The organism is Clostridium sp. SHJSY1 (assembly GCF_031626875.1).
In the GTDB taxonomy this organism is placed as follows: domain Bacteria; phylum Bacillota; class Clostridia; order Clostridiales; family Clostridiaceae; genus Clostridium.
The window spans coordinates 33,210-54,439 of record NZ_JANDMF010000037.1 but is presented as its reverse complement, the minus strand read 5'-3'; the positions used below and the strand labels follow the sequence as shown (position 1 = coordinate 54,439).

At 27.7% G+C, this 21,230-nt stretch carries 20 protein-coding genes; 12 read left to right on the top strand and 8 right to left on the bottom strand.

What is annotated here, in order from left to right; all coding sequences use genetic code 11:
* Nucleotides 1-538: 538 nt before the first annotated feature.
* Nucleotides 539-919 carry a hypothetical protein gene (locus NNC19_RS16195; protein WP_310939711.1) on the top strand — a complete coding sequence of 127 codons (381 nt, stop codon included), beginning with the start codon at nucleotides 539-541 and terminating at the stop codon, nucleotides 917-919.
* A 187-nt stretch (nucleotides 920-1,106) separates the two neighbouring features.
* Here NNC19_RS16195 and NNC19_RS16190 read toward each other — a convergent pair whose 3' ends face one another.
* From NNC19_RS16190 to NNC19_RS16170, 5 genes are all read right to left on the bottom strand, one after another.
* On the bottom strand, nucleotides 1,107-2,660 hold the full coding sequence (locus NNC19_RS16190) for a glycoside hydrolase domain-containing protein (protein WP_310939710.1): 1,554 nt from the start codon (nucleotides 2,658-2,660) through the stop codon (nucleotides 1,107-1,109).
* 27 nt (nucleotides 2,661-2,687) lie between these two features.
* The gene (locus tag NNC19_RS16185) at nucleotides 2,688-3,110 is read right to left on the bottom strand and encodes a peptidoglycan-binding protein (protein ID WP_310939714.1); all 423 of its coding nucleotides are present in this window, start codon (nucleotides 3,108-3,110) and stop codon (nucleotides 2,688-2,690) included.
* Complete coding sequence (locus NNC19_RS16180; protein ID WP_310939709.1) at nucleotides 3,026-3,343, bottom strand: hypothetical protein; 318 nt, start codon at nucleotides 3,341-3,343, stop codon at nucleotides 3,026-3,028. The genes NNC19_RS16185 and NNC19_RS16180 overlap by 85 nt, the downstream gene beginning before the upstream one ends.
* 92 nt (nucleotides 3,344-3,435) lie before the next feature.
* Nucleotides 3,436-3,648, bottom strand: coding sequence for a BhlA/UviB family holin-like peptide (locus NNC19_RS16175; RefSeq protein WP_310939708.1), 213 nt, complete (start codon nucleotides 3,646-3,648; stop codon nucleotides 3,436-3,438).
* A gap of 19 nt (nucleotides 3,649-3,667) precedes the next feature.
* Nucleotides 3,668-4,189, bottom strand: coding sequence for a sigma-70 family RNA polymerase sigma factor (locus NNC19_RS16170; protein WP_310939707.1), 522 nt, complete (start codon nucleotides 4,187-4,189; stop codon nucleotides 3,668-3,670).
* A 264-nt stretch (nucleotides 4,190-4,453) separates the two neighbouring features.
* Between NNC19_RS16170 and NNC19_RS16165 the strand changes: the two genes are divergently transcribed.
* The 3 genes from NNC19_RS16165 (at nucleotide 4,454) to NNC19_RS16155 (ending at nucleotide 6,731) form a co-directional block, all read left to right on the top strand.
* Nucleotides 4,454-5,104: an N-acetylmuramoyl-L-alanine amidase gene (locus tag NNC19_RS16165; protein WP_310939713.1), complete on the top strand. Its 651-nt coding sequence runs from the start codon at nucleotides 4,454-4,456 to the stop codon at nucleotides 5,102-5,104.
* A gap of 213 nt (nucleotides 5,105-5,317) precedes the next feature.
* Nucleotides 5,318-6,160 (top strand): fumarate hydratase, encoded by an 843-nt coding sequence (locus NNC19_RS16160; protein WP_310939706.1) that lies wholly within the window; start codon nucleotides 5,318-5,320, stop codon nucleotides 6,158-6,160.
* Nucleotides 6,161-6,173: 13 nt separating this feature from the next.
* Entirely contained in the window at nucleotides 6,174-6,731 is a 558-nt protein-coding gene (locus NNC19_RS16155) for a Fe-S-containing hydro-lyase (protein WP_310939705.1), read from the top strand.
* A gap of 76 nt (nucleotides 6,732-6,807) precedes the next feature.
* On the opposite strand, the gene NNC19_RS16150 is transcribed toward NNC19_RS16155, so the two are convergent.
* Complete coding sequence (locus tag NNC19_RS16150) at nucleotides 6,808-7,665, bottom strand: YitT family protein (protein ID WP_310939704.1); 858 nt, start codon at nucleotides 7,663-7,665, stop codon at nucleotides 6,808-6,810.
* Nucleotides 7,666-7,837: 172 nt separating this feature from the next.
* Here NNC19_RS16150 and NNC19_RS16145 point away from each other — a divergent pair, with 172 nt between their 5' ends.
* The 8 genes from NNC19_RS16145 (at nucleotide 7,838) to iadA (ending at nucleotide 19,513) form a co-directional block, all read left to right on the top strand.
* Nucleotides 7,838-8,545: a tetratricopeptide repeat protein gene (locus NNC19_RS16145; protein ID WP_310939703.1), complete on the top strand. Its 708-nt coding sequence runs from the start codon at nucleotides 7,838-7,840 to the stop codon at nucleotides 8,543-8,545.
* A 276-nt stretch (nucleotides 8,546-8,821) separates the two neighbouring features.
* Nucleotides 8,822-9,505, top strand: coding sequence for a response regulator transcription factor (locus tag NNC19_RS16140; RefSeq protein WP_310939702.1), 684 nt, complete (start codon nucleotides 8,822-8,824; stop codon nucleotides 9,503-9,505).
* A complete protein-coding gene (locus NNC19_RS16135; protein ID WP_310939701.1) occupies nucleotides 9,483-11,303 on the top strand; it encodes a HAMP domain-containing sensor histidine kinase in 1,821 nt (606 codons plus the stop codon). The genes NNC19_RS16140 and NNC19_RS16135 overlap by 23 nt, the downstream gene beginning before the upstream one ends.
* Before the next feature lie 303 nt (nucleotides 11,304-11,606).
* The gene (locus NNC19_RS16130) at nucleotides 11,607-13,838 is read left to right on the top strand and encodes a ribonucleoside-diphosphate reductase subunit alpha (RefSeq protein ID WP_310939700.1); all 2,232 of its coding nucleotides are present in this window, start codon (nucleotides 11,607-11,609) and stop codon (nucleotides 13,836-13,838) included.
* An 11-nt stretch (nucleotides 13,839-13,849) separates the two neighbouring features.
* A complete protein-coding gene (locus NNC19_RS16125) occupies nucleotides 13,850-14,884 on the top strand; it encodes a ribonucleotide-diphosphate reductase subunit beta (protein ID WP_310939699.1) in 1,035 nt (344 codons plus the stop codon).
* A 315-nt stretch (nucleotides 14,885-15,199) separates the two neighbouring features.
* Nucleotides 15,200-16,819: a phosphoenolpyruvate--protein phosphotransferase gene (gene ptsP, locus NNC19_RS16120; RefSeq protein ID WP_310939698.1), complete on the top strand. Its 1,620-nt coding sequence runs from the start codon at nucleotides 15,200-15,202 to the stop codon at nucleotides 16,817-16,819.
* Between the two features lie 239 nt (nucleotides 16,820-17,058).
* A complete protein-coding gene (locus NNC19_RS16115) occupies nucleotides 17,059-18,324 on the top strand; it encodes a tetratricopeptide repeat protein (protein WP_310939697.1) in 1,266 nt (421 codons plus the stop codon).
* 16 nt (nucleotides 18,325-18,340) lie between these two features.
* Nucleotides 18,341-19,513 carry a beta-aspartyl-peptidase gene (gene iadA / locus NNC19_RS16110; RefSeq protein ID WP_310939696.1) on the top strand — a complete coding sequence of 391 codons (1,173 nt, stop codon included), beginning with the start codon at nucleotides 18,341-18,343 and terminating at the stop codon, nucleotides 19,511-19,513.
* A gap of 25 nt (nucleotides 19,514-19,538) precedes the next feature.
* Here the strand turns inward: iadA and NNC19_RS16105 are convergent, their stop codons facing one another.
* Nucleotides 19,539-20,078 (bottom strand): cell wall hydrolase, encoded by a 540-nt coding sequence (locus NNC19_RS16105; protein ID WP_310939695.1) that lies wholly within the window; start codon nucleotides 20,076-20,078, stop codon nucleotides 19,539-19,541.
* 59 nt (nucleotides 20,079-20,137) lie between these two features.
* Complete coding sequence (locus NNC19_RS16100) at nucleotides 20,138-21,124, bottom strand: hypothetical protein (protein WP_310939694.1); 987 nt, start codon at nucleotides 21,122-21,124, stop codon at nucleotides 20,138-20,140.
* Nucleotides 21,125-21,230 lie beyond the last annotated feature (106 nt).

Here is a 21,230-nt window from a genome sequence, read left to right as displayed (position 1 = left end):
AAAACGGTCTGTTTGCTATGCAAAATTTTAATAAAAATATTTTTTAATATTTCACTTGACTTTGCTTAGCTGGTCTTTACTTAAGTAATATTTAGCAAAATAAATCAAAATAAGTTTTAATATGTAATTTTTTTATTTAAATCAATTAGAAATTATTATAAAATTTACCTTAATAAGATTTTGATGGTATAGTAGTATTTTATATTTAATATGGAAAATTAAAAAGAATATGAAATAATAAATTACTATTTCATATTATGATGAAGCAATTAATTATGCAAAATCAGTATTACCAGATGATATAAAAGAAGAAAAAGTAAAATATGAAAATGATCAAGGTGGTTTTTATATAAAATATTCATCTAGCAAAGGGAATTTTGTAGTTAGAATGAATGCTAAAATTAAGTCTACAGAAAATGGAAAGAACGTTTATGATAAAGAATGGATAGGTGGAATTAGTTACTTAAAAGAAATTTCATAAGAATAAAATACTAAATAAAACTTCAAATTATAATAAAACATTAGAGGAGATTTTCTTATGGGGAGCATTAATAAAATTTTAAGAGTATTAGTATATATTATTTTAATAGCAGTAATGTTATTTTTAGTTAAGAATCTATTCCTGTATATTATTTATGGTGCTAGTCTTCTTGACACTATTACTAATTATATGGGGAGTTTATTCATATCATTTTTATTAATTTTATGTGTTTTTACATTAAATAAAAAAAGTAAAAAACGTTATGTAATGATATTAATAATTATAGGTATTTTTATTATGTGGAGAAGATATATAGCTTATGCACATTTAAATGTAGATAGTATTTTAGTAAAATCAGCAATTTATGATATCATTCCATTATTTCTGGTCTATTTATCTACTATATGTGATTATCTAGTTTGTAGAAAACTAAAATAAATATTGTCACTAATATATTATTTTAATTTTATAATTTATTTAATATATATTTTGCAAAAGCACTTACAGTCTCTTGCTCGATTTCTTTTGTTGGTTCAATTTTAGTTACATTACCACTAGCATCTGTAATTTGACAAATAGCCTTAAGTCTTAAAACAGCACCAGTTCCAAGAGCTGTATCTATACCCTAATCACCTGTTAGAATAATGTAAGATACATATTCATAAAGTGATTGAAGGGTAGGAGTAACATAATATCCAAATTTAGACAATGAATAATTTCTTCTACTTAATGAACTTACATTTTTAAAATAAGTATCGAATAATGTTGCTATATTATCAGATGATATGATTTCGGCTAAATATATAGCATCTATATCACCTTCTATGTCCAATCTAGAACATGAAAAATTAGGAGATCCAATAACTTGTTCTGCAAGTTCTTTTATAGCTTTATTATTTGAGTTAATTCCTGTATTTTGATTGTATTTAAGTCGAGTTACATCAGCCATTGCAGTAGCAACATCTCCACCCCATCCAGTGTAAAAGCCAGGAACTAATGGGGAACTATGATATCCTAAAATAGTTGCTGCTAAGTGAGGTAAATCTACACATTTATTATTAATATATGATTCTCTAGTGTTTTCTCCTTTTATATAAGGATATATTTTATTATAGATATCAGAGTAGTTGGCTTTAACATAATCTATATAACTTTTATATAAAGGGCCTACTGTTCCAAGCCACTCTTTAGTACTATATTTTTCTTCTCGTAATAAATCTAATATAGCTATATTTCTAGATAAAACAGTATTATATGGATTAGTGCCATTATTAGAATACCCTTCAGCAATCTCATATAAAGATTTTAATAATCCTTGAATTTCACCTTGTTCTGAAGGGGCAGGATGTATATCTGTAGTTCCTGAAGCATTATTACCAGGAGTTACCTTAGGTACACCCATATCTAGACCAGAACTAATATTATTATCTATTTCAATAGCACCATCTCCACTTCCTAGGGATATAGTTGATATTTGGTCTATAGCCCAGTCCTTAGGTAATGGAGATCCAAGGTTTCCACTAAACCCTGATGACATATCACATACAAAACTACTGCATGAATAGCCAGCTTCAGCTACTCTACTGCACACACTCCTAGGGGCATATATACCTATTTTATATGTTGTACCTGTTCTTTTGAATACTTGATTAATCTCATTAAAATAGGGAAGTATTGCATTATTTATATCAGTGCCTAATGCATCATAATCTACACAAAAGTATATAATAGTACCTGAATCAAATCCAAAACTGCTTGCAATAGAAATTGCATTTTTAGTATCTTTATTACCTTGTAGTGATGTAAAGTACTCTAATTTATAACCTCCTGTTTCAAAAATAGGAAATACTTTAAGGCCAGAATTAAAAATTATATTTAATTCATTAGAAGTCATCTTAAATTTACCAGTCAGGTATCTGCCAACTGATTTGTAACCATTAGATAATAAAGTTTGAGCTTTTGCAGCTGTGATTGTAGTTGAACAATCACACATTGTACCTTTTCTACTTGAATCTCCAGTACTCACCAATAAAGATGCCCAAGTTTGCATATTTGCAACTCCATTGACATTAAAACATGAAAATTTTTGAAAGTTTGTTACTGCTGCTTTGGTTCCAGATCCAAATTCACCATTAAAACCATTTGGGTCAAATCCATTACAATATAATGCATATTGCAATAAATATATGTACTTAGTATTAGTACTTCAAGTTGATAATTCTGAACATCTACTTTTGGTAGTTGGTCCGAAGACACCATTAGGGATAGAAATTCCTTCTTCTATTTGTAGAGCATAGAGTAGTGCTTTGTTAGTAGATCTAGCATAGATTCCATCACAAGGAACCAATCCTATATCTGATGCGAAATATTGATTAGAGGAATAATCACGATTTAAATTTTGTTGGATTATACGAATGTTAGGATCACTATTGTATTCACCATAATTTAACAAAACAAATGCATCCATAGATAATAATGATTTCATTAAAAGTGAGGTAACAACACCAATTGGATTTGATAAGCCAGCATCAGATTGAAGTTGAATTACTGCTTTTTTTGTACCATCTCCAAATGTGCCAGTGAATCCACCAGGATTATATCCTTTGCAGAATAAAGCTCCTTGTAATATATAGATTTGATTTGTTTTAGTTGAGCCAACTGATAAATTGCTAAAAGCGCAGCTGTTGCTGGACCAAAATTACCATTTGGTGAGGATATACCCAGTTCTATTTGCAATGCAGTTGTAAGTCCTTTAATAGTTCCCCATCCAGTTGTTCCATCTTCAGATACTTGAGTGTATCCAGTTCTACCTAAGTAAGTTTTGTTTAACCATTGTTGAATTTTTAATACTGCTTGAGCCATATGAATCACTCCTTTATTTTTAGTTTTCATAGTATTAAAGAGAAATCTATTTAAATTTGTAAACATAAAAAAGTAACTTTTTAAATCGAAAGTTACTCTTTTGTGATATTAAGTTTATTATTTAAATTTTCGATATCTTCTTTTATATCGGGCAGAGAATTAGAAAAGTTTTTAATTATTTCTTGATAGTTTGCTTCACGTTTACTGTTTTCTTTTAAAACATAAAATAATAAGTAGCAAAATAATATTGCAAATCCACCTTGAGTTGCAAGAAGTTGTATTATATTTTCTTCCGTATGAAACACCTCCTAAAATTTTTTTAGATTAACAACATAAAGTGTTATGTAATTTGTTTAATGCAGCTATTCTGTTTTTATAAACTGCTTGTCTTGATATATTTAATGAATTTGCAATTTCAGTATCAGATAGACAATATTTATATCTCAGAGTAATAACCTTTTTCTGTTTATCTGATAAGCCAACAATTAATTCATCAAAGATGAAAGAAGCATTATCTATATTTGTATAAGAAAGATTTTTATCAATTTCAATGTTGGTAAGTATTGAATTATAAGTAACCTTATTGTTTTTATGATATTTGTGATAAAGATTTATACAATAGTTCTTTAAAGAAATATGTATATAGGAATATAAAGCTTCTTCAGACTTAAAATCAGAGAGATTAATTTTTTTTATAAGTTGCCAAAGAAATAATATAAGATCATTTTGGTATAGATCAAGATTAAAACTCTTGGTTAAAAAATCTATTCTGTTTTTGAATTTTAAATAAATATCTTGAAAATTTTCTTTGTTATTAGTACATAATATTAATTCAGTTAAATTCATAAAAGACCCCTTCCTTAAAAAATAATATATAAACAATAACCAAACGTACGTTCTCATTGTAAACCTAAAAGGAAAAATATCCTAGGAAAAATTTAGAGATTTTATATGTTATAACTTAGAGTTTTAGTTAATTAAAAAATTCTTTCAAAATGTATGTTTTTTTGTAGTAATTAAAACAATGAAAGAACAATATAGTTTGAATAATCTCTTTGATAATTCACATAATAAATTTATAATTGTTTTTATGAATGGAGAGTGATTATGATGAAAATACAAAGAGTAATTATTTCACTATTAGTGATTTTGATAATTTCCCCAATAAATGTATTGGCTAATGAAGATTCAAAGGGAGTAATATTAATTGATGCTGGACATGGCGGAGCTGATGGAGGTGCAAGGGGAAAGCAAGGAACAATTGAGAAGGAGATTAATTTAGCTATAAGTAAAAAGTTACAGAAGAAACTTCAAGATCAAGGATATATAGTATATATGACAAGGGAAGGGGATAATTCATTAGCAGGAAGTAAAACACAAGATTTAACCATGAGATGTAAAATGAAGAAAGAAACCAATTGTGATGTATTTATATCAATACATCAAAATAAATTTAATTCAGAAGTATGTTATGGAGCTCAAGTATGGTACGCAAGCAATGAAAAAAGTAATAAAATAGCCAAATTGATTCAAGATTCATTGAAAGAAAAAACAGAAGATAATAACCATAGGGTACCTAAAGCTGCTAAAGATCAATATAAGATTCTTAGAGATGGATATGAGGGAGCTTCTATTATAGTAGAATGTGGATTCCTATCAAATTATAAAGAAGAAAAGAAGTTAAAAACTGATGAACATCAAAATAGAATAGTGGAAGGAATTTCAGGAGGTATAAATAAATATTTTGAAGAAAAAAAATAATTTCCTAGGAAATGTGGAAGAATGTAAAGAAAGTTGTCTCGAAAGTAAAAATATAATATTTAGAGATAACTTTTGTTCTGCTTATTGTGATAATATTTTATTAATTAATGTAATATTGATGAAGTATTAATAAGAATAAAATATACAATTATATAGAATGTATTGTAAAAATTAGAGAAAGTACATAAAATGGTATATATATGGAGGTGACATATGAGAGAAATATCTATAAAAGAGATGGAAAAAATAGTAAGAAATTTATGTATAGAATCAAACTATTATATTGGGAGAGATATTGAAGAAGCACTTATTGAGGCAAAGAAAAAAGAACCTTATCCAATAGCAGAAGATGTATTAGATAAGTTAATAATAAATGCTGGGATTGCAAAAGATAGTAAAATGCCTATGTGTCAAGATACAGGGATGGCTTGTGTGTTTTTAGAAATTGGACAAGAAGTCCATTTTGTAGGAGGTTCTATAAGTGATGCAATAAATGAAGGTGTAAGAAGAGGGTATGAAGAAGGTTATTTAAGAAAATCAGTTGTGAAAGATCCTATTAATAGGATAAATACTAAGGATAATACTCCAGCAATCATATACTATGATATAGTACCAGGTGATAAGGTGAAAATTACAGTTGCACCTAAGGGATTTGGATCTGAAAATATGAGTAGAATAGCTATGTTAAAACCTGCTGATGGTCTTGAGGGAGTTAAGAAGTTTATATTGGAAACAGTAAAATTAGCAGGACCAAATCCATGTCCACCAATGGTTATAGGAGTTGGAATAGGAGGAACTTTTGATAAGGCAGCATATTTAGCTAAGAAAGCTTTAATTAGGCCTATAAGTATAAGAAATAAAGACAACTTTTATAAGGAGTTAGAAGAGGAATTACTTGAGAGTATTAATAAACTTGGAATAGGACCACAAGGTTTTGGAGGAAGAACAACAGCTTTAGGATTAAATATAGAAATATATCCAACACATATTGCAGGATTGCCAGTGGCAGTTAATATTAATTGTCATGCTACAAGACATAAGGAATTCATTCTATAGAAGGAGATTAATTATGGAGATAAAATTGAAAACCCCACTTACAGAAGAGAAAGTTAAAAAATTGAAGTCTGGAGATAGAGTGTTATTATCAGGAACAGTTTACACAGGTAGAGATGCAGCTCATAAAAGATTAATAGAACTATTGGATAAGAATGAAAAATTACCACTTAGTATAGAGAATGAAATTATATATTATGTTGGGCCAAGTCCTGCAAAGCCAGGAGAAGTTATTGGGTCAGCTGGACCAACAACAAGTTATAGAATGGATCCATATGCACCTAAACTGCTTGATTTAGGATTAAAAGGTATGATAGGGAAAGGAGTAAGAAACGAAGATGTTATAAACTCAATTAAAAAAAATAAAGCTATCTATTTTGGGGCAATTGGTGGAGCAGCAGCTCTTATTGGAAGAAGTATTATAAAATCAGAAGTAATAGCTTATGAAGATTTAGGTGCAGAAGCTATTAGAAAGATAGAAGTTAAAGATATGCCATTAGTAGTTATAATTGATAGTGAAGGAAATAATCTTTATACAGATGGACAAAAAGATTATTTAAAGATGTATACATAAGTTTGATTGTGTACAGGTATTTTATTTAAGGTTATCGATTAATTTATAATAGATAACCTTAAATAAAATATGTAAATTATATATTGGTAAACCCACTTCCTTTAACTTCAGAAACATCCAAAATACTAATAAATGCGGTGGAATCAATAGATAAAATTTTTGTTTTTAAATCTAACATTTGTCTAGATGTTACTAGGCAGTATAACATACGTCTATCACTGTCAGTAAATTCACCTCTTGCAGGAAGTGTAGTAACACCTCTATTAAGATCTTTTATAATATAATTAATTATAATATCTTCTTTTTGAGTTAAAATGAGCATAAGTTTTTTGCTTGAAAATCCTTTTATTACTTGATTTAAAACTATACCCTGGATAAAGATAGATATAAGTGTGAATAAAGCTTTAGATATTCCAAAAATAATAGCTCCTATAAATACAATAAAGCAATTTAATGTAAATCCCATAGAACCTATATTAAAATTTGAATATTTTTGCCTTATAAGCATAGTTATTATATCCATACCACCTGTAGAACCATTTCTAAGAAATACAAGACCATAACCAATCCCACAAAGTACACCACCATAAATACAATAAAGTAATTCGTCATCTACTTTAATAATGGTAGAAAATTGCCTAGTAATAATAAGTGAGAGTGATAAAGATATCATCCCAATAGCAGAGTATAATGTGAATTTTCTAGATAATTTTTTGTAGCTTATAATGAACAATGGTAAGTTTAGTAAAAATACAGTAAAACCTGATCCGAATCCAGTAAGATATTCAATAATAAGGGCTATACCTGTAGCACCGCCACTTAATAATTGAGCATGAATTAAAAATAAGTTTACTCCTAAAGAAGCTATAAAGCATCCTAAGAATATAAATACTAAGTCAATTAAAAATTCATTATGTTTTTTTATAAAATCCATGATAAAATATACCTCATATTAATGTAAAAATATTTTTCTTAAATCCAAAGATAATTATAAACATAAAATATCCTAAAGTTAAGTATTTATACGAAAAAAATATAAAAAATGGAGAACTAAAGGAAATTAATTCATTTTTTTATGTAAAGTTTAAGAAAGGAAGTTAATTTTTATGAATAGAATAAAAATTCCAGGAAATAGAAGAACTAAAATATTATTGTTAATTATATTGGTAATTATATCAATACTAATAATTATTAATATTGGATTAGATAATAGAAAAAGTATTAAAGTTGAAGAAAAAGCAAGCAGTGAAGAACATATATCTAGTGAAGAAGAACAGATTGATAAAGTAGAAGAAAAAAACTCCAATAATCAGGAAGAAGAGACTTTATATAATGAAGCTTATAGCTTATTTTTTCAAGGAAATTATAGTGGTTCCATTGAAAAAGCAAACAATATTGTATCTAAGTTTCCTGAAAGCTATAAAGCATATAATATTAGAGGAATAGCTAAAGCTTATAGTATTGGATTTGAAGAAGGAATGAAAGATATAGATAAATCCTTACAGATAAAGGGAGATTATGGATATGCTAGATTTAATAAAGCATTAAATTATGAGTTGAATGGAAAGTATGATGAATCATTAAGTTGGTATGATAAAGCTCTTGAAGTAGAAAATTACATGTGGAGTTATTATGGTAAAGCTTCTATTTATGGAAGAAGAGGTGATGTAGAGAATACTATATTAAATTTAAAAAAAGCGATTGAAGTTGAAAGTGCTAAAGATCAAGAGTCAGGAATAAAGAAAGAGGCTAGAACTGAAAAAGATTTTGATCCTGTTAGAGGTAATAAAGCTTTTCAGGAAATTATTAAATAGGATAAAAGGTGATAAGTGGATTTGAATTTATTTACTTAGCACCTTTTTTTATACAGTAAAATTTATTTACAAACAAAATAAAAGTGTTTTGAACTAATTACAAATATTATTATATACAAACAAAATTTACAAGAAATAAAGTGTGAAAATTGAGAAAGATTTATGCTAGGTAAAAAGATAAAATGTTATTAATAAAAACGTAATAAAGGATGGATTATTTTATGCTTTAATAAAGTTAGGTTATAATAAGAATAAAAGCCTGAGGGGGGTTATGTAATGTATAATGTTTTAGTAGTTGATGATGAAAAGGAAATAAGAGATGCTATTGAAATATATTTAAGAGGTGAGAATTTAAAGGTAATCAAGGCTGAAAATGGAATTGAGGCATTAGATATATTAGAAAGTAAGCAGATACATTTAATTATTTTAGATATTATGATGCCTAAATTAGATGGAATAAAAACATGTATGAAAATAAGGGAAAGTAATAATATACCAATCATAATGTTATCTGCTAAAGGTGAAGATTCAGATAAAATATTAGGATTAAATGTTGGAGCTGATGATTATATTCCAAAACCATTTAATCACCTTGAACTTGTAGCTAGGGTAAAGTCTCAATTAAGAAGATATGAAAATCCACTTAGTGTTGAGGATCAAGGAACAATTAAAGTTAAAGATTTAGAAATAGATACTTTAGCTAAAAACATAAAAGTAAGAGGAGAAGAAATAAGAGTAACAGCTACAGAATATAAGATATTATATTTGTTAGCATCTAATCTTGGACGTATTTTTTCAATAAAAGAAATATATGAAAAGGTATGGGAAGAACCGTTTTATAAGAGTGAGAATACTGTTACAGTTCATATAAGAAGAATTAGAGAGAAGATTGAGTTAAATACTAAGGAACCTGAATATATTAAGGTGGTGTGGGGGATTGGCTATAAAATTGAAAAATAGACTTAAGAAGTACATAAGTCAAATATGGCTAGTTGAGATAGTGGTTGTAACATTAATATGTGCCTATTTTGGAGCTGAAATATATAAGGTTTTTTTGCACAATTCATCATCTAAGGTCATAACGGCAATAGAAGCAACTTTACATCCTAAAGAGTATTATGGGAAAGCTTTAAAGTCAGATTCGTTTGACTTGGTAAAGATAGTTTATGATAAGACAAATTCTTTTCAAAAAGTATATTATGGAAATGAAGATACAGTTAATATAATTAAGAAAAATTTTATATATAAATATTATGAAAAGGAAGGATATTCTAATGCAAAGGGTATTTACTTTATTGTTAGAAATAAAAATACTAATGAAATAATAACTAATGATTCAAGTCAATATTTAGATGTACCAGAAGCACAATATACAGATGAGAATATTAGATTATATATATCAGAAAAGTATAATGGAAAAGATTTAGTATTAAGTTATGATAATGAAAATAAATTTAATAATTTAGTTGAAGAAGAAGGAAGTAAAGTAGATAAAAACATATTAGGTAATTATCAAGAATATTATTATACGTCCTTAGATAACTATACTGAAATTTCTAATTGGAAAATTGTATTCTATTCAAGCATTTTATTTTTTATAGGAATATTTTTATTTATAAAAATACTAGTAGTTTTTATTATTAATAAAAAAAATACAATTATTAATGGGAATTTTGTTTATAGTATTATTTATGTATTAAAGCATGGATTTAAATATAAACAAACTAGGAGAACTCTTATAGCAGCCATAATATGTTCATCTATATTATTTGTGGTATATCTTTATTTATTAGCAATAGGTAGAGAGGAAAATAATATTATTGTAACATTCTTCAAAAAGTATCCATTTAAAGGTAGTGTATTACTTATGGTTTTGCCTATGATAGGAATAATGTATTCAATTAAGAAAACTATAGAGATATCTATGGTTAATGATAGTTTAAAAAAAATTAATGAAGGAGAATTAAATTATCATATTGTAGAACAAGGTGGACCAGAAATTTTAGAACTTATACAAAATATAACAAAAATAAAATCAGGATATGAAATAGCAGTTGAAGAAACCTTAAAAAATGAAAAATTGAAAACAGAACTTATTTCTAATGTATCACATGATTTAAGAACTCCGTTAACATCAATTATTAATTATGTAAATATATTAAAGTCTCCAGACATAACAGAAGAGGAGGGCAAAGAATATATTATGATAGTAGAACAAAAGTCTAAAAGGCTTAAAGTTCTAATAGATGATTTATTTGAGATGTCAAAGATAAATAGTGGAAAGATTCAACTGAATAAAGAAAATATAGATATAATGTCTTTAATTCATCAAGCTGTAGGAGAGTATTCTTATCTGTATGAGGAGAAAAACATTGAGTTTAAAGTTAATTGTGAAGTAGAAGAAATTGATATGGACCTTGATGGGAAAATGATATCAAGAGTTATTGAAAATATAGTTATCAATGCATTAAAGTACTCATTAGAGAATACAAGAGTGTATATAGATGTATTAGATGAAGATGATAATGTAGAAATAGCATTTAAGAATGTAGCAAATTATGATATGAATTTTGACAATAATGATATATTTGAAAGATTTGCTAGAGGAGATAGTTCAAGGAATTCTAATGTTGAGGGATCTGGTTTAGGACTTGCAATTGCTAAAAGTATTATTGAATTACATAAAGGTAATATTAGTATTATTAGAGAAGGAGACATGTTTAAAATATATATTACATTACCTAAAGGTAACAAGTAAAGATGTTAAATTAAGCAATAGAAATTATATATAATTAAATATAGAAGGTAAAAGCTATTTAAAAATATAATTGATTTTTAAATGGCTTTTTATTTTGAACGAAATAAATATGAAATATCATGTAATAATAGTTATTATAGATAAAATGAGAAAATAGAAGTATAGATTTAATATTTTTATCTAGTGTAGCTAAAAAGGTATTAGGTAATTTTACATATTAAGAGATAATAATTATAATTACAATATGTTGTATGCAAAGGTGAGAAAATGTGGAATGTATACTAGATATTGTGGAGGGTTAATATGAAAAATGTAGATGATTTATGCCAATTTGCATTAAAAGAAATCGAAGATGGAGATAGGGGATATATTAAAGAAAGACTTTTAGAAGCTTTGGAGAATATACAGAGGCCTAATATGTCTATTCATGAGATAAGGGACTCTTTGATACAAATAGCTTTAGAGTTAACAACAGATATAGAACCTAAGTGGCAGTATGTAGCCGCTAGATTATATATGGGAAGACTATATGATGAAGTTAGAAAAAATAGAAGTATAGGATTTGAGGAAGATTTATATTCAAATTTATATTCTTTCATTGAATATTTAACTAAAGAGAATCTATATGGAAAATATATTTTGGAAAATTATTCTAGAGAGGAAATTTATGAATTAGAAAAAGAATTAAAGCCTGAAAGAGATTATTTATTCACTTATAGTGGAATTGATTTGCTTAGTAAAAGATATCTTATACATGATTTTAGTAGAAATATAGTTGAACTGCCACAACAGATGTTTATGGGAATTGCGATGCATCTTGCAATACCAGAAAAAAAGGAGAATAGAGTTCAGTGGGCAAAAAGATTTTATAATGTTTTAAGTTCGCTTAAAGCAACAATGGCTACTCCTACTATGAGTAATGCAAGAAAACCATTTTATCAATTAAGCTCATGTTTTATAGATACAGTAGATGATAGTTTGAGCGGTATATATAAATCGTTGGATAACTTTGCAGAAGTGTCTAAGTTTGGGGGAGGAATGGGTATATACCTAGGGAAGGTTAGAGCTCTAGGATCACCTATAAGAGGATTTAAAGGGGCTTCTGGTGGCGTTATACCTTGGATTAAGTTGTTTAATGATACAGCGATAGCTGTTGATCAGCTTGGTGTAAGAAATGGATCAGTAGCAATATGGTTAGATGCTTGGCATAAAGATTTGCCAGAATTTTTACAAATTAGAACTAATAATGGAGATGATAGAAAGAAAGCACATGATGTTTTCCCAGGATTATGTTATCCTGATTTGTTTTGGAGATTAGCTGAGAATGATATAGATGCTAATTGGTATATGATGTGCCCTCATGAAATAAAAAATATGAAGGGATATTCTCTTGAGGATTTCTATGGAGAAGAGTGGGAAGAAAAATATTATGAATGTGTAGATGATGATAAAATTTCAAAAAGAGTTATGTCAATTAAAGATATTATAAGGTTAATTATTAAAAGTGCAGCTGAAACAGGAACACCATTTGCATTTTATAGAGATACAGCAAATAAAATGAATCCGAATAAACACAAAGGAATGATATATTCTTCAAATCTTTGCACAGAAATAATGCAAAATATGAGTGCAATGAAATCAAAAGAAGATGAAATTATAGATGAGAATGGAGAAAAAATAGTAGTTGAGAAGAGGAAGGCTGGAGATTTTGTCGTTTGTAATCTTTCGTCCATAGTTTTAGGAAATGTTGATATTTTAAATGATGAGGAACTTGGATATGTTGTTGAAACTCAAATAAGAGCTATGGATAATGTAATTGATCTAAATTACTATTCAGTACCTTTTGCAGAAATTACGAATAAAAGATATAGAGGAATTGGTCTTGGAACCAGTGGATATCATCATATGTTAGCAAACAATAAAATACATTGGACAGCAGATAAGCATTTAGAATTTGTTGATAAAGTGTATGAAAGGATTAATTACCATTCTATAAAAGCAAGTATGAATATTTCAAAAGAAAAAGGGAAATATTCAGAGTTTAGTGGATCAGATTGGGAGAATGGTAATTATTTTATGGAAAGAAATTATGATTCAGATGATTGGGTGAAACTTAAAAATGATGTTAAGAAATATGGAATAAGAAATGGATATTTAATGGCAGTTGCACCAAATGGGTCAACAGCAACTATAGCAGGCACAAGTGAAGGTATTGATCCTATAATGTCTAGATTTTATTTAGAAGAAAAGAAAGGAAGTATAGTACCCAAAACAGCTCCTAATCTTTGTGAGGATAACTATTGGTATTATAATTCTGCATATAATATAAATCAAGATTGGTGTGTGAAAATTAATGGAATAAGACAGCGTCACATAGATCAAGGACAGTCATTCAATTTATATATTACTACTGATTATACAATGAGACAGATAATGAATCTTTATATTGAAGCATGTAAATGTAAGGTTAAATCAATATATTATGTGAGAAGTAAATCTTTAACTGTTGGAGATTGTGAAAGTTGTTCAGCTTAAGGAGTGAAATTATGAGTATTAATAGAAAACCATTGTTTAATGAATTTGGAGATGTTGAAGTAAATAAGAAAAGAATGATAAATGGAAATACAACTAATCTTAATGATTTTAACAATATGAAGTATTCTTGGGTTAGTGATTGGTATAGGCAGGCTATGAATAATTTTTGGATACCTGAAGAAGTAAATTTATCTCAAGATTTAAAAGATTATGGGAATCTTTTAGAAAATGAAAGAATAGCATATGATAAGATATTATCTTTTTTAATTTTTTTGGATTCAATTCAAACTGCAAACTTAGGAAATATATCAGGTTATATTACAGCAAGTGAAGTAAATTTATGTTTAACTATTCAAGCATTCCAAGAAGCAGTACATTCACAAAGTTATAGTTATATGTTAGATACAATTTGTTCACCAGAAAAGAGAAATGAAATTTTATATCAATGGAAGGATGATAAAATACTTCTAGAAAGAAATAAATTTATTGGTGATTTATATAATAAATTTATTGAAAATCCAACAAAAGAAAATTTATTAAAAACAATAATGGCTAATTATATACTTGAAGGTATATATTTTTATTCAGGATTTATGTTCTTTTATAATCTTGAGAGAAATGGGAAAATGGCAGGCTCAGCTCAAGAGATAAGATATATTAATAGAGATGAAAATACACACCTTTGGTTATTTAGAAATATTATTAAAGAGCTTCAAGAAGAAGAACCAGAGTTATTTTCAGAAGATATGAAAAATGAACTTATTGATATGATGGTAACAGGGGTTCAACACGAAATTGCTTGGGGACAATATGTAATAGGTAATAGTATACAAGGTATCAATAATAGATTAATAGAACATTATATAAAGTATTTGGGAAATTTAAGATTAAAAGCAATAGGGTTTGGAAAAGTATTCAATGATGTTAATACAAATCCTGCACCTTGGATAGATATTTTAGCTGATGCAAATTTAGTTAAAACAGATTTTTTTGAAGGAAAATCTACTGCATATGCTAAAGTTACAGCGCTTAAAGATGATTTGTAAAAATGACAAAAAAATAACAAATTCGGTGATTTAACGCCAAATGTTGAAAAAAATTCAATATATGTTTAAAGAACTATATAAGCATAGTTGCTAAAAGTGAAATTTTTAGCAATTTTACTTATATAGTTAAAAGTTTTTGTGCATTTTTCAAGAAAAAAGTATTATTTAAAGGTTAACATGATTAAAAAATATGATATAATAATCTATGTTACTGTTAATTGTTAAGGGTTTACCAAAGTGTTACCAGTGGGAGTTAACTTTTAAATCAAGTAATTTTAGTGAATTAATATATAATTTCGAGGAGGATCATTAATTATGAAAAAAGGTATTGCCGCTTCAAAAGGATATGCAATAGGAAAAGTTTTTGTGCAAGAGCATGAAGAAATCGTTATAACAGATTCTAAAGTTACAGATGTATCTGGAGAACAACAAAAATTAAAAAAAGCACTAGATGATGCAAGAGAACAATTAGAAAAAATAAAAGCAAAAGCTGCAGTTGAAATGGGAGAAGAAAAAGCAGCAGTTTTTGAAGCACATATTACATTACTAGATGACCCTGAATTCACAGGAGCTATGAATCTTGAAATTGAGACTAACAGTATTAATGCAATGAAAGCAGTTGACAGTGTAACTAATACATTTGTTATGATATTTGAGTCTATGGAAGACGCTTACATGAGAGAAAGAGCAGCTGATATAAAGGATGTATCAAAAAGAATCATATCAAATTTAGCAGGTAAAGGTGGAGATGCATTTGCTATTACTGAAGAAAATACAGTAGTAGTTGCTCATGATTTAACTCCATCAGATACAGCACAACTTGACAGAAGTAAAGTTATAGGATTTATGACAAACATAGGGGGAAGAACTTCTCATGCTGCTATAATGGCAAGAACATTAGAAATTCCAGCTGTACTTGGACTTGGAGACATAACAACTTCAGTTAAAAATGGGGATATCGTCATATTAGATGGTATTTCAGGAGATGTTGTAATAAACCCATCTGAAGAAGTTATAGCTGAATACAAAGCTAAAAAGGAAAAGTTCACTAGAGAACAAGAAGAATTAAAGAAATTAATAGATGTTAAGACTACTACTAAATCAGGAAAGAGAGTAGAAGTTTGTGGAAATATAGGTAAACCAGAAGATGTACTTGGTGTACTTGCTAATGGTGGAGATGGTGTTGGATTATTTAGAACTGAATTCTTATATATGGATAGAGATAATGCACCAACTGAAGAAGAACAATATGAAAGTTATAAATTTGTTCTTGAAAAGATGGAAGGTAAGCAAGTTGTAATCAGAACACTTGATATTGGTGGGGATAAGACTCTTCCTTATTTACCATTACCAGAAGAAATGAATCCATTCTTAGGATATAGAGCAATAAGACTTTGTTTAGATAGAAAAGAATTATTTAAGGTACAATTAAGAGCATTGTTAAGAGCTTCTGTATATGGAGACCTTTGTGTAATGTTCCCAATGATATCAGGATTAGAAGAATTCATGCAAGCTAAAGAAGTTGTTGAAGAATGTAAGGCTGAATTAAAGTTAGAGGGAAAAACATTCTCAGAAGAAATTCAATGGGGTATAATGGTTGAAATTCCAGCTGCTGCAGTTTATGCTGATGAGCTTGCAAAGCATGTTGATTTCTTCTCAATAGGAACTAACGACTTAATTCAATATACATTAGCTGCAGATAGAATGAGTGAAAAGGTATCATATCTTTACAATCCAATGCATCCAGCAGTATTAAGGTTAATAAAGATGACAATAGATGGTGCTCATAAGCATGGTAAATGGGTAGGAATGTGTGGAGAAATGGCAGGAGATGAAGCTGCTATTCCAACTCTAGTTGAATATGGACTAGATGAATTCTCAATGAGTGCTACTTCAATATTAACAGCTAAGAAAATAATATTAGATCAAGAATAATATATAAAAAGTCTTAAAATAGCTAAATTGCTGTTTTGAGACTTTTTTTATGGACAAAAAATATATATGATAAAATCATATAAATGACTTTGATTATACATAATATAAAGAGTGGGAAATAAGAAGTTTAGCTTCAATATTTTGGTTAATTATAGTATTATTTATATTGAAAATAGATTAATTTATGGGAGAGTTCATTTAGATGTTCTTAGAGTAGTTATGTGGGGAGGTTTATAACTATGAAAAATAAGCAAAAGGATAAGGCTTATATGAAGGCAATCCGATTTTATGAAGATGGAGAATTAAATAAAGCACTCAAGAAGTGTGATGAATCTATTTCATCTAATTTGAAAAATGCAGCAACTTTAAATTTAAAAGGATTGATTTTATATATCAAAGGAGATTTGGAGGGAGCAAAGGCTCAATGGAAAATAAATTCTGAACATAATGATGATATTATAGCTAAACATTACATACATGATTCTAAAAGTGATATAAAGAGATTACAATTGTATAAATTAGGAGAAGGATATTTAAAACAACTAAAAGTGGAAGATGCAATAGGAGCATTAAATGAATGTGCAGAAAGTGATTTTAACTCTATAAAGGTAAATTTGGCACTAGCTATATGTTATTTAAGAAAAGGTGATTATACAACAAGTAGTGTTTATACTACCAAGGTTCTTAAAACAGATAAAAATAATCAAACAGCCAAGAATATAGCCAAGGAATTGAAAAGTATTGGAGATATAGAGTTGGAAATTCACAAAGAGAATAATTGGATAAAGCCTATAATGTATATATTGATAGCTACTAGTATTGTAGTGGGGATAGTAATAGGCATGAAGATAATTTTGAATAATGTGAATTCTAATAGTGAAACAATTGATAATAATAAAATAGAGGAAGAAATAAAATTAAATAAAGATCAAGAAAGTCCTAAAGAAACGAATGAGAGCAATGAAAAGGGAGAAACTAAAACTGAAAATCTAGTAGATTTTAATGCTTTAGAATTAGCAATAAGTAATAAAGATTTTGAAATTATATATAATGGTGTAAAAAAAATAAATGAGAATGATTTAAAGGGAAAAGAAAAAACCATATATTTTAATGGAAAAGAATTATTAAAGAATGAAGGGGTAAGTTTCTTTTATAAAAAAGGTTCAGAATTTTACAATCAAAATTTATTTAATGAAGCAAAGAATGAATTTCAAAAGGGATATGAATTTGGAGAAGGAAATTACATATATCCACATATTATTTTTTTTAAAGCTTCAGCAGATGAAAAGCTTGGAAATGTTGATGGAGCTATTAGTGGATATGAAGAATTTTATAATAAATTTAAAACCGAAACATATATAGAAGAAACTATATATAAACTTGCATTACTGTATAAGGATAGAGATATAGACAAGAGCATCATGTATGCAAAGGAAATAAGAGAAAGGTATCCATCATCTATATATAACAATAAAATTATTTCTAATTTACTAGATAATAAATAAATTAGGAAGTGATATTTTGATTACAGTCTTAAAGAATGTAGAAATTTATAGTCCAGAATATTTGGGGAAAAAGCAGATAGTTATAGCAGGAAATAAATTTGAAGGAATTTATGATGAAATAGATATTCCTAAAGATTTTATAAATATTGATGAGATAAATGGGAATGGTAAGTTAATTTTTCCTGGATTCATAGATAATCATGTACATATAATTGGAGGAGGAGGAGAAGGTGGATTTTCCACTAGAACAGGAGAAATTAAGTTTACAGAATTAACTACGTCAGGAATAACAACAGTTGTTGGGTGTATAGGAACAGATAGTGTGTGTAGGGATGTTAGAAGTCTTATAGCAAAAGCGAGGGCTTTGGATGAAGAAGGGATAACTTCATATTGCTATACTGGATCATATGAAATACCTACTAAAACCTTAATGAATAGTGTTAAAGAGGATATTATATTGGTAGATAAATTCATTGGAGTTGGGGAAATTGCTTTATCAGACCACAGAAGTTCTCAACCAACATTTGAAGAATTTTCAAGAATTGTAGCTAGTGCAAGAGTTGGAGGGTTAATATCAAATAAATCTGGAATTGTAAATGTACACTTAGGTGGAGGTGCAAGAAAACTTGAAATGCTATTCTCATTATTAAAAAATACAGAAATTCCTGCAACACAAATGTTACCTACTCATATTAATAGAACTAAAGAACTTTTTAATGCAGGAATAGAATATATAAAAGGTGGGGGATATATAGATTTAACAACAAGTTCAGATCCTAAGTTTTTGGAACCAGGAGAATTGAGAGCCAGTGAAGGGCTAAGAAAATTATATGATATGAAATTGCCTATAGATAATATTACATTTTCTTCAGATGGAAATGGAAGTATGCCAATATTTAATGAGAAGCGAGAACTTGTGGGATTAGGGATATGTTCAGTAAAATCTCTTTATGAAGAAGTTAAAAATGCTATCCTAGTGGAAGAAATTCCAATTGAAATTGCCATAAAAGTTATAACATCTAATGTTGCAAGATTACTTAAGTTAAAAGATGTAGGAGAAATAAAGCAGGATTATATAGCAGATTTTGTATTAGTAGATAAGAAAAATCTAGAAATTACAGATGTATATGCTAAAGGGAAAGTTTTAGTTAAAGATAGGGAAATAGTAGCAAAGGATACTTTTGAGTAAAGGAAAGAGGACAGAAGTCCTCTTTTTAACATTTAAAGAATAAATGATGCCCAATAGATTTGGCATCTTTTTTTTCTTTATTTTTCATCCATGAACAAGTAGAAATAGACGGGTTATAGTAGTATAGAGCCTCATTGGTTGGGTCATTCCCCCTTAAAGCGTCATATACAGCATCATAGCAGTTCTTATCTGGAGAAGCTGCTATATCACCATTTTTCACACATGAAAAAGCTTTTGGTTGATATATTACTCCTTGAACTGTATTAGGAAAATTAGGACTTGAGACTCTGTTTAGAACTACAGAAGCCACAGCTATTTTTCCTTCATATGGTTCACCTCGACTTTCAGCATAGATTAATTTTGCCATTAACTCAATATCAGATTGAGTTATATATAACTTTTTTTGACCATGATTAAATACTTCAACTGCCTTATCTATGTTATTTTGTTCTAAGTTTGATTCTGTTTCAGGTTTTGCATCTAACGCTTTAACTATAGTAGAGTTAGAAAATATTATAAGTGAGAGGGCAAAGCAAAGTATAGATAGATTTAAAAATTTTTTCATAAAAACCTCCTTTTACAACCCGGTCAAGAAATATTATGACCAAAAGGAAATTTTATATACTATTTTTTATTAAAATTATCCAGTTCTGCCCTTAAATCCTTAAAGTTATGAATAAAATCAGTGTATTTAGAAAAACTATTAGTATAATTTTTTTCAATATCATCACTATTATTTGAATCATTAGAGGTTTTATCAGTTATTATAGAATCTTCTAATGAATTAACATATAATCCATATAAATTTATAGTGTTTTGCAATAAGTTATAGCAATCACTACCACCTTCTGGAACAGATAAATTATATGATTTATTTTTTATATCATCTAATTTTGATTTTTTTTCTTTTATGTCTTTTAATAGTACATCTAAACTTCTTTTATCTTGTTTAATTTTTTCTAAAGCTGGTTTTAAATCTTCATTAATAGAATCAAATGAATTTATACAATTTTCTAAATTAATTACATATGTCTTTTTTTGATCCATATGAATGTCAGTATCCCTATTAATTTTTATAATAGTACCAAAATAATCAAAAGATCGTTTGAAAAATTCTTTAGTATCTGTTGAAAGGGTTGTATCTAATCCAAGTGTTTCAAGAGACTGATAATCTTTTAAAAATAAAGAATAGGTGTTTGAGTAATCATTGTACTTAGAAACAATTTCATTATCCTTTGGATTTTGTATTAAATTTAAGCAAGATTCGTAGAGTTTTATATTATAATTTAATGTTTCTAATAGAGCATCTTTAATAGAATTTTTTTCATTTGTAACTTCTAATGAACAGAGGTTGTCTTTTATAGAATTAAGTTGAGGTAAGGCTGAAGAAATTATACTTTCTGCTTCAGCTAAATCTAGTCCAGAATCCTTTAAGGAACTCTTTAAGGATGAATTGCAATTTTCAATGTCTCTACAAATTTTATTTATGTCACGCATATCTTGATTATTTGGAGACAAACTTAATATTAGTAAGATTACTAATGGAAGTATTATTAATATAACTAAAGCATATAGAAGTTTATTATTAATATTTAAATTCTTAATTTTCATTGTAGTTTTCCTCCTTTTTATTAATGTATCCTATAAAATATATATTTTCATAATAAAGAAATAGTATAAAAATGTTCATAAAATTGTAATTTGATTTATATTAAGG

Bases quoted from the DNA above. Each gene is read 5' to 3' on its own strand.
- NNC19_RS16140 (WP_310939702.1), top strand. From the start codon at position 8,822: ATGTATAATGTTTTAGTAGTTGATGATGAAAAGGAAATAAGAGATGCT.
- NNC19_RS16125 (WP_310939699.1), top strand. From the start codon at position 13,850: ATGAGTATTAATAGAAAACCATTGTTTAATGAATTTGGAGATGTTGAA.
- NNC19_RS16180 (WP_310939709.1), bottom strand. From the start codon at position 3,343: ATGGCTCAAGCAGTATTAAAAATTCAACAATGGTTAAACAAAACTTAC.
- NNC19_RS16160 (WP_310939706.1), top strand. From the start codon at position 5,318: ATGAGAGAAATATCTATAAAAGAGATGGAAAAAATAGTAAGAAATTTA.
- NNC19_RS16170 (WP_310939707.1), bottom strand. From the start codon at position 4,189: ATGAATTTAACTGAATTAATATTATGTACTAATAACAAAGAAAATTTT.
- NNC19_RS16105 (WP_310939695.1), bottom strand. From the start codon at position 20,078: ATGAAAAAATTTTTAAATCTATCTATACTTTGCTTTGCCCTCTCACTT.
- NNC19_RS16100 (WP_310939694.1), bottom strand. From the start codon at position 21,124: ATGAAAATTAAGAATTTAAATATTAATAATAAACTTCTATATGCTTTA.
- NNC19_RS16145 (WP_310939703.1), top strand. From the start codon at position 7,838: ATGAATAGAATAAAAATTCCAGGAAATAGAAGAACTAAAATATTATTG.
- NNC19_RS16195 (WP_310939711.1), top strand. From the start codon at position 539: ATGGGGAGCATTAATAAAATTTTAAGAGTATTAGTATATATTATTTTA.
- NNC19_RS16150 (WP_310939704.1), bottom strand. From the start codon at position 7,665: ATGGATTTTATAAAAAAACATAATGAATTTTTAATTGACTTAGTATTT.
- NNC19_RS16130 (WP_310939700.1), top strand. From the start codon at position 11,607: ATGAAAAATGTAGATGATTTATGCCAATTTGCATTAAAAGAAATCGAA.
- NNC19_RS16115 (WP_310939697.1), top strand. From the start codon at position 17,059: ATGAAAAATAAGCAAAAGGATAAGGCTTATATGAAGGCAATCCGATTT.
- NNC19_RS16155 (WP_310939705.1), top strand. From the start codon at position 6,174: ATGGAGATAAAATTGAAAACCCCACTTACAGAAGAGAAAGTTAAAAAA.
- ptsP (WP_310939698.1), top strand. From the start codon at position 15,200: ATGAAAAAAGGTATTGCCGCTTCAAAAGGATATGCAATAGGAAAAGTT.
- NNC19_RS16165 (WP_310939713.1), top strand. From the start codon at position 4,454: ATGAAAATACAAAGAGTAATTATTTCACTATTAGTGATTTTGATAATT.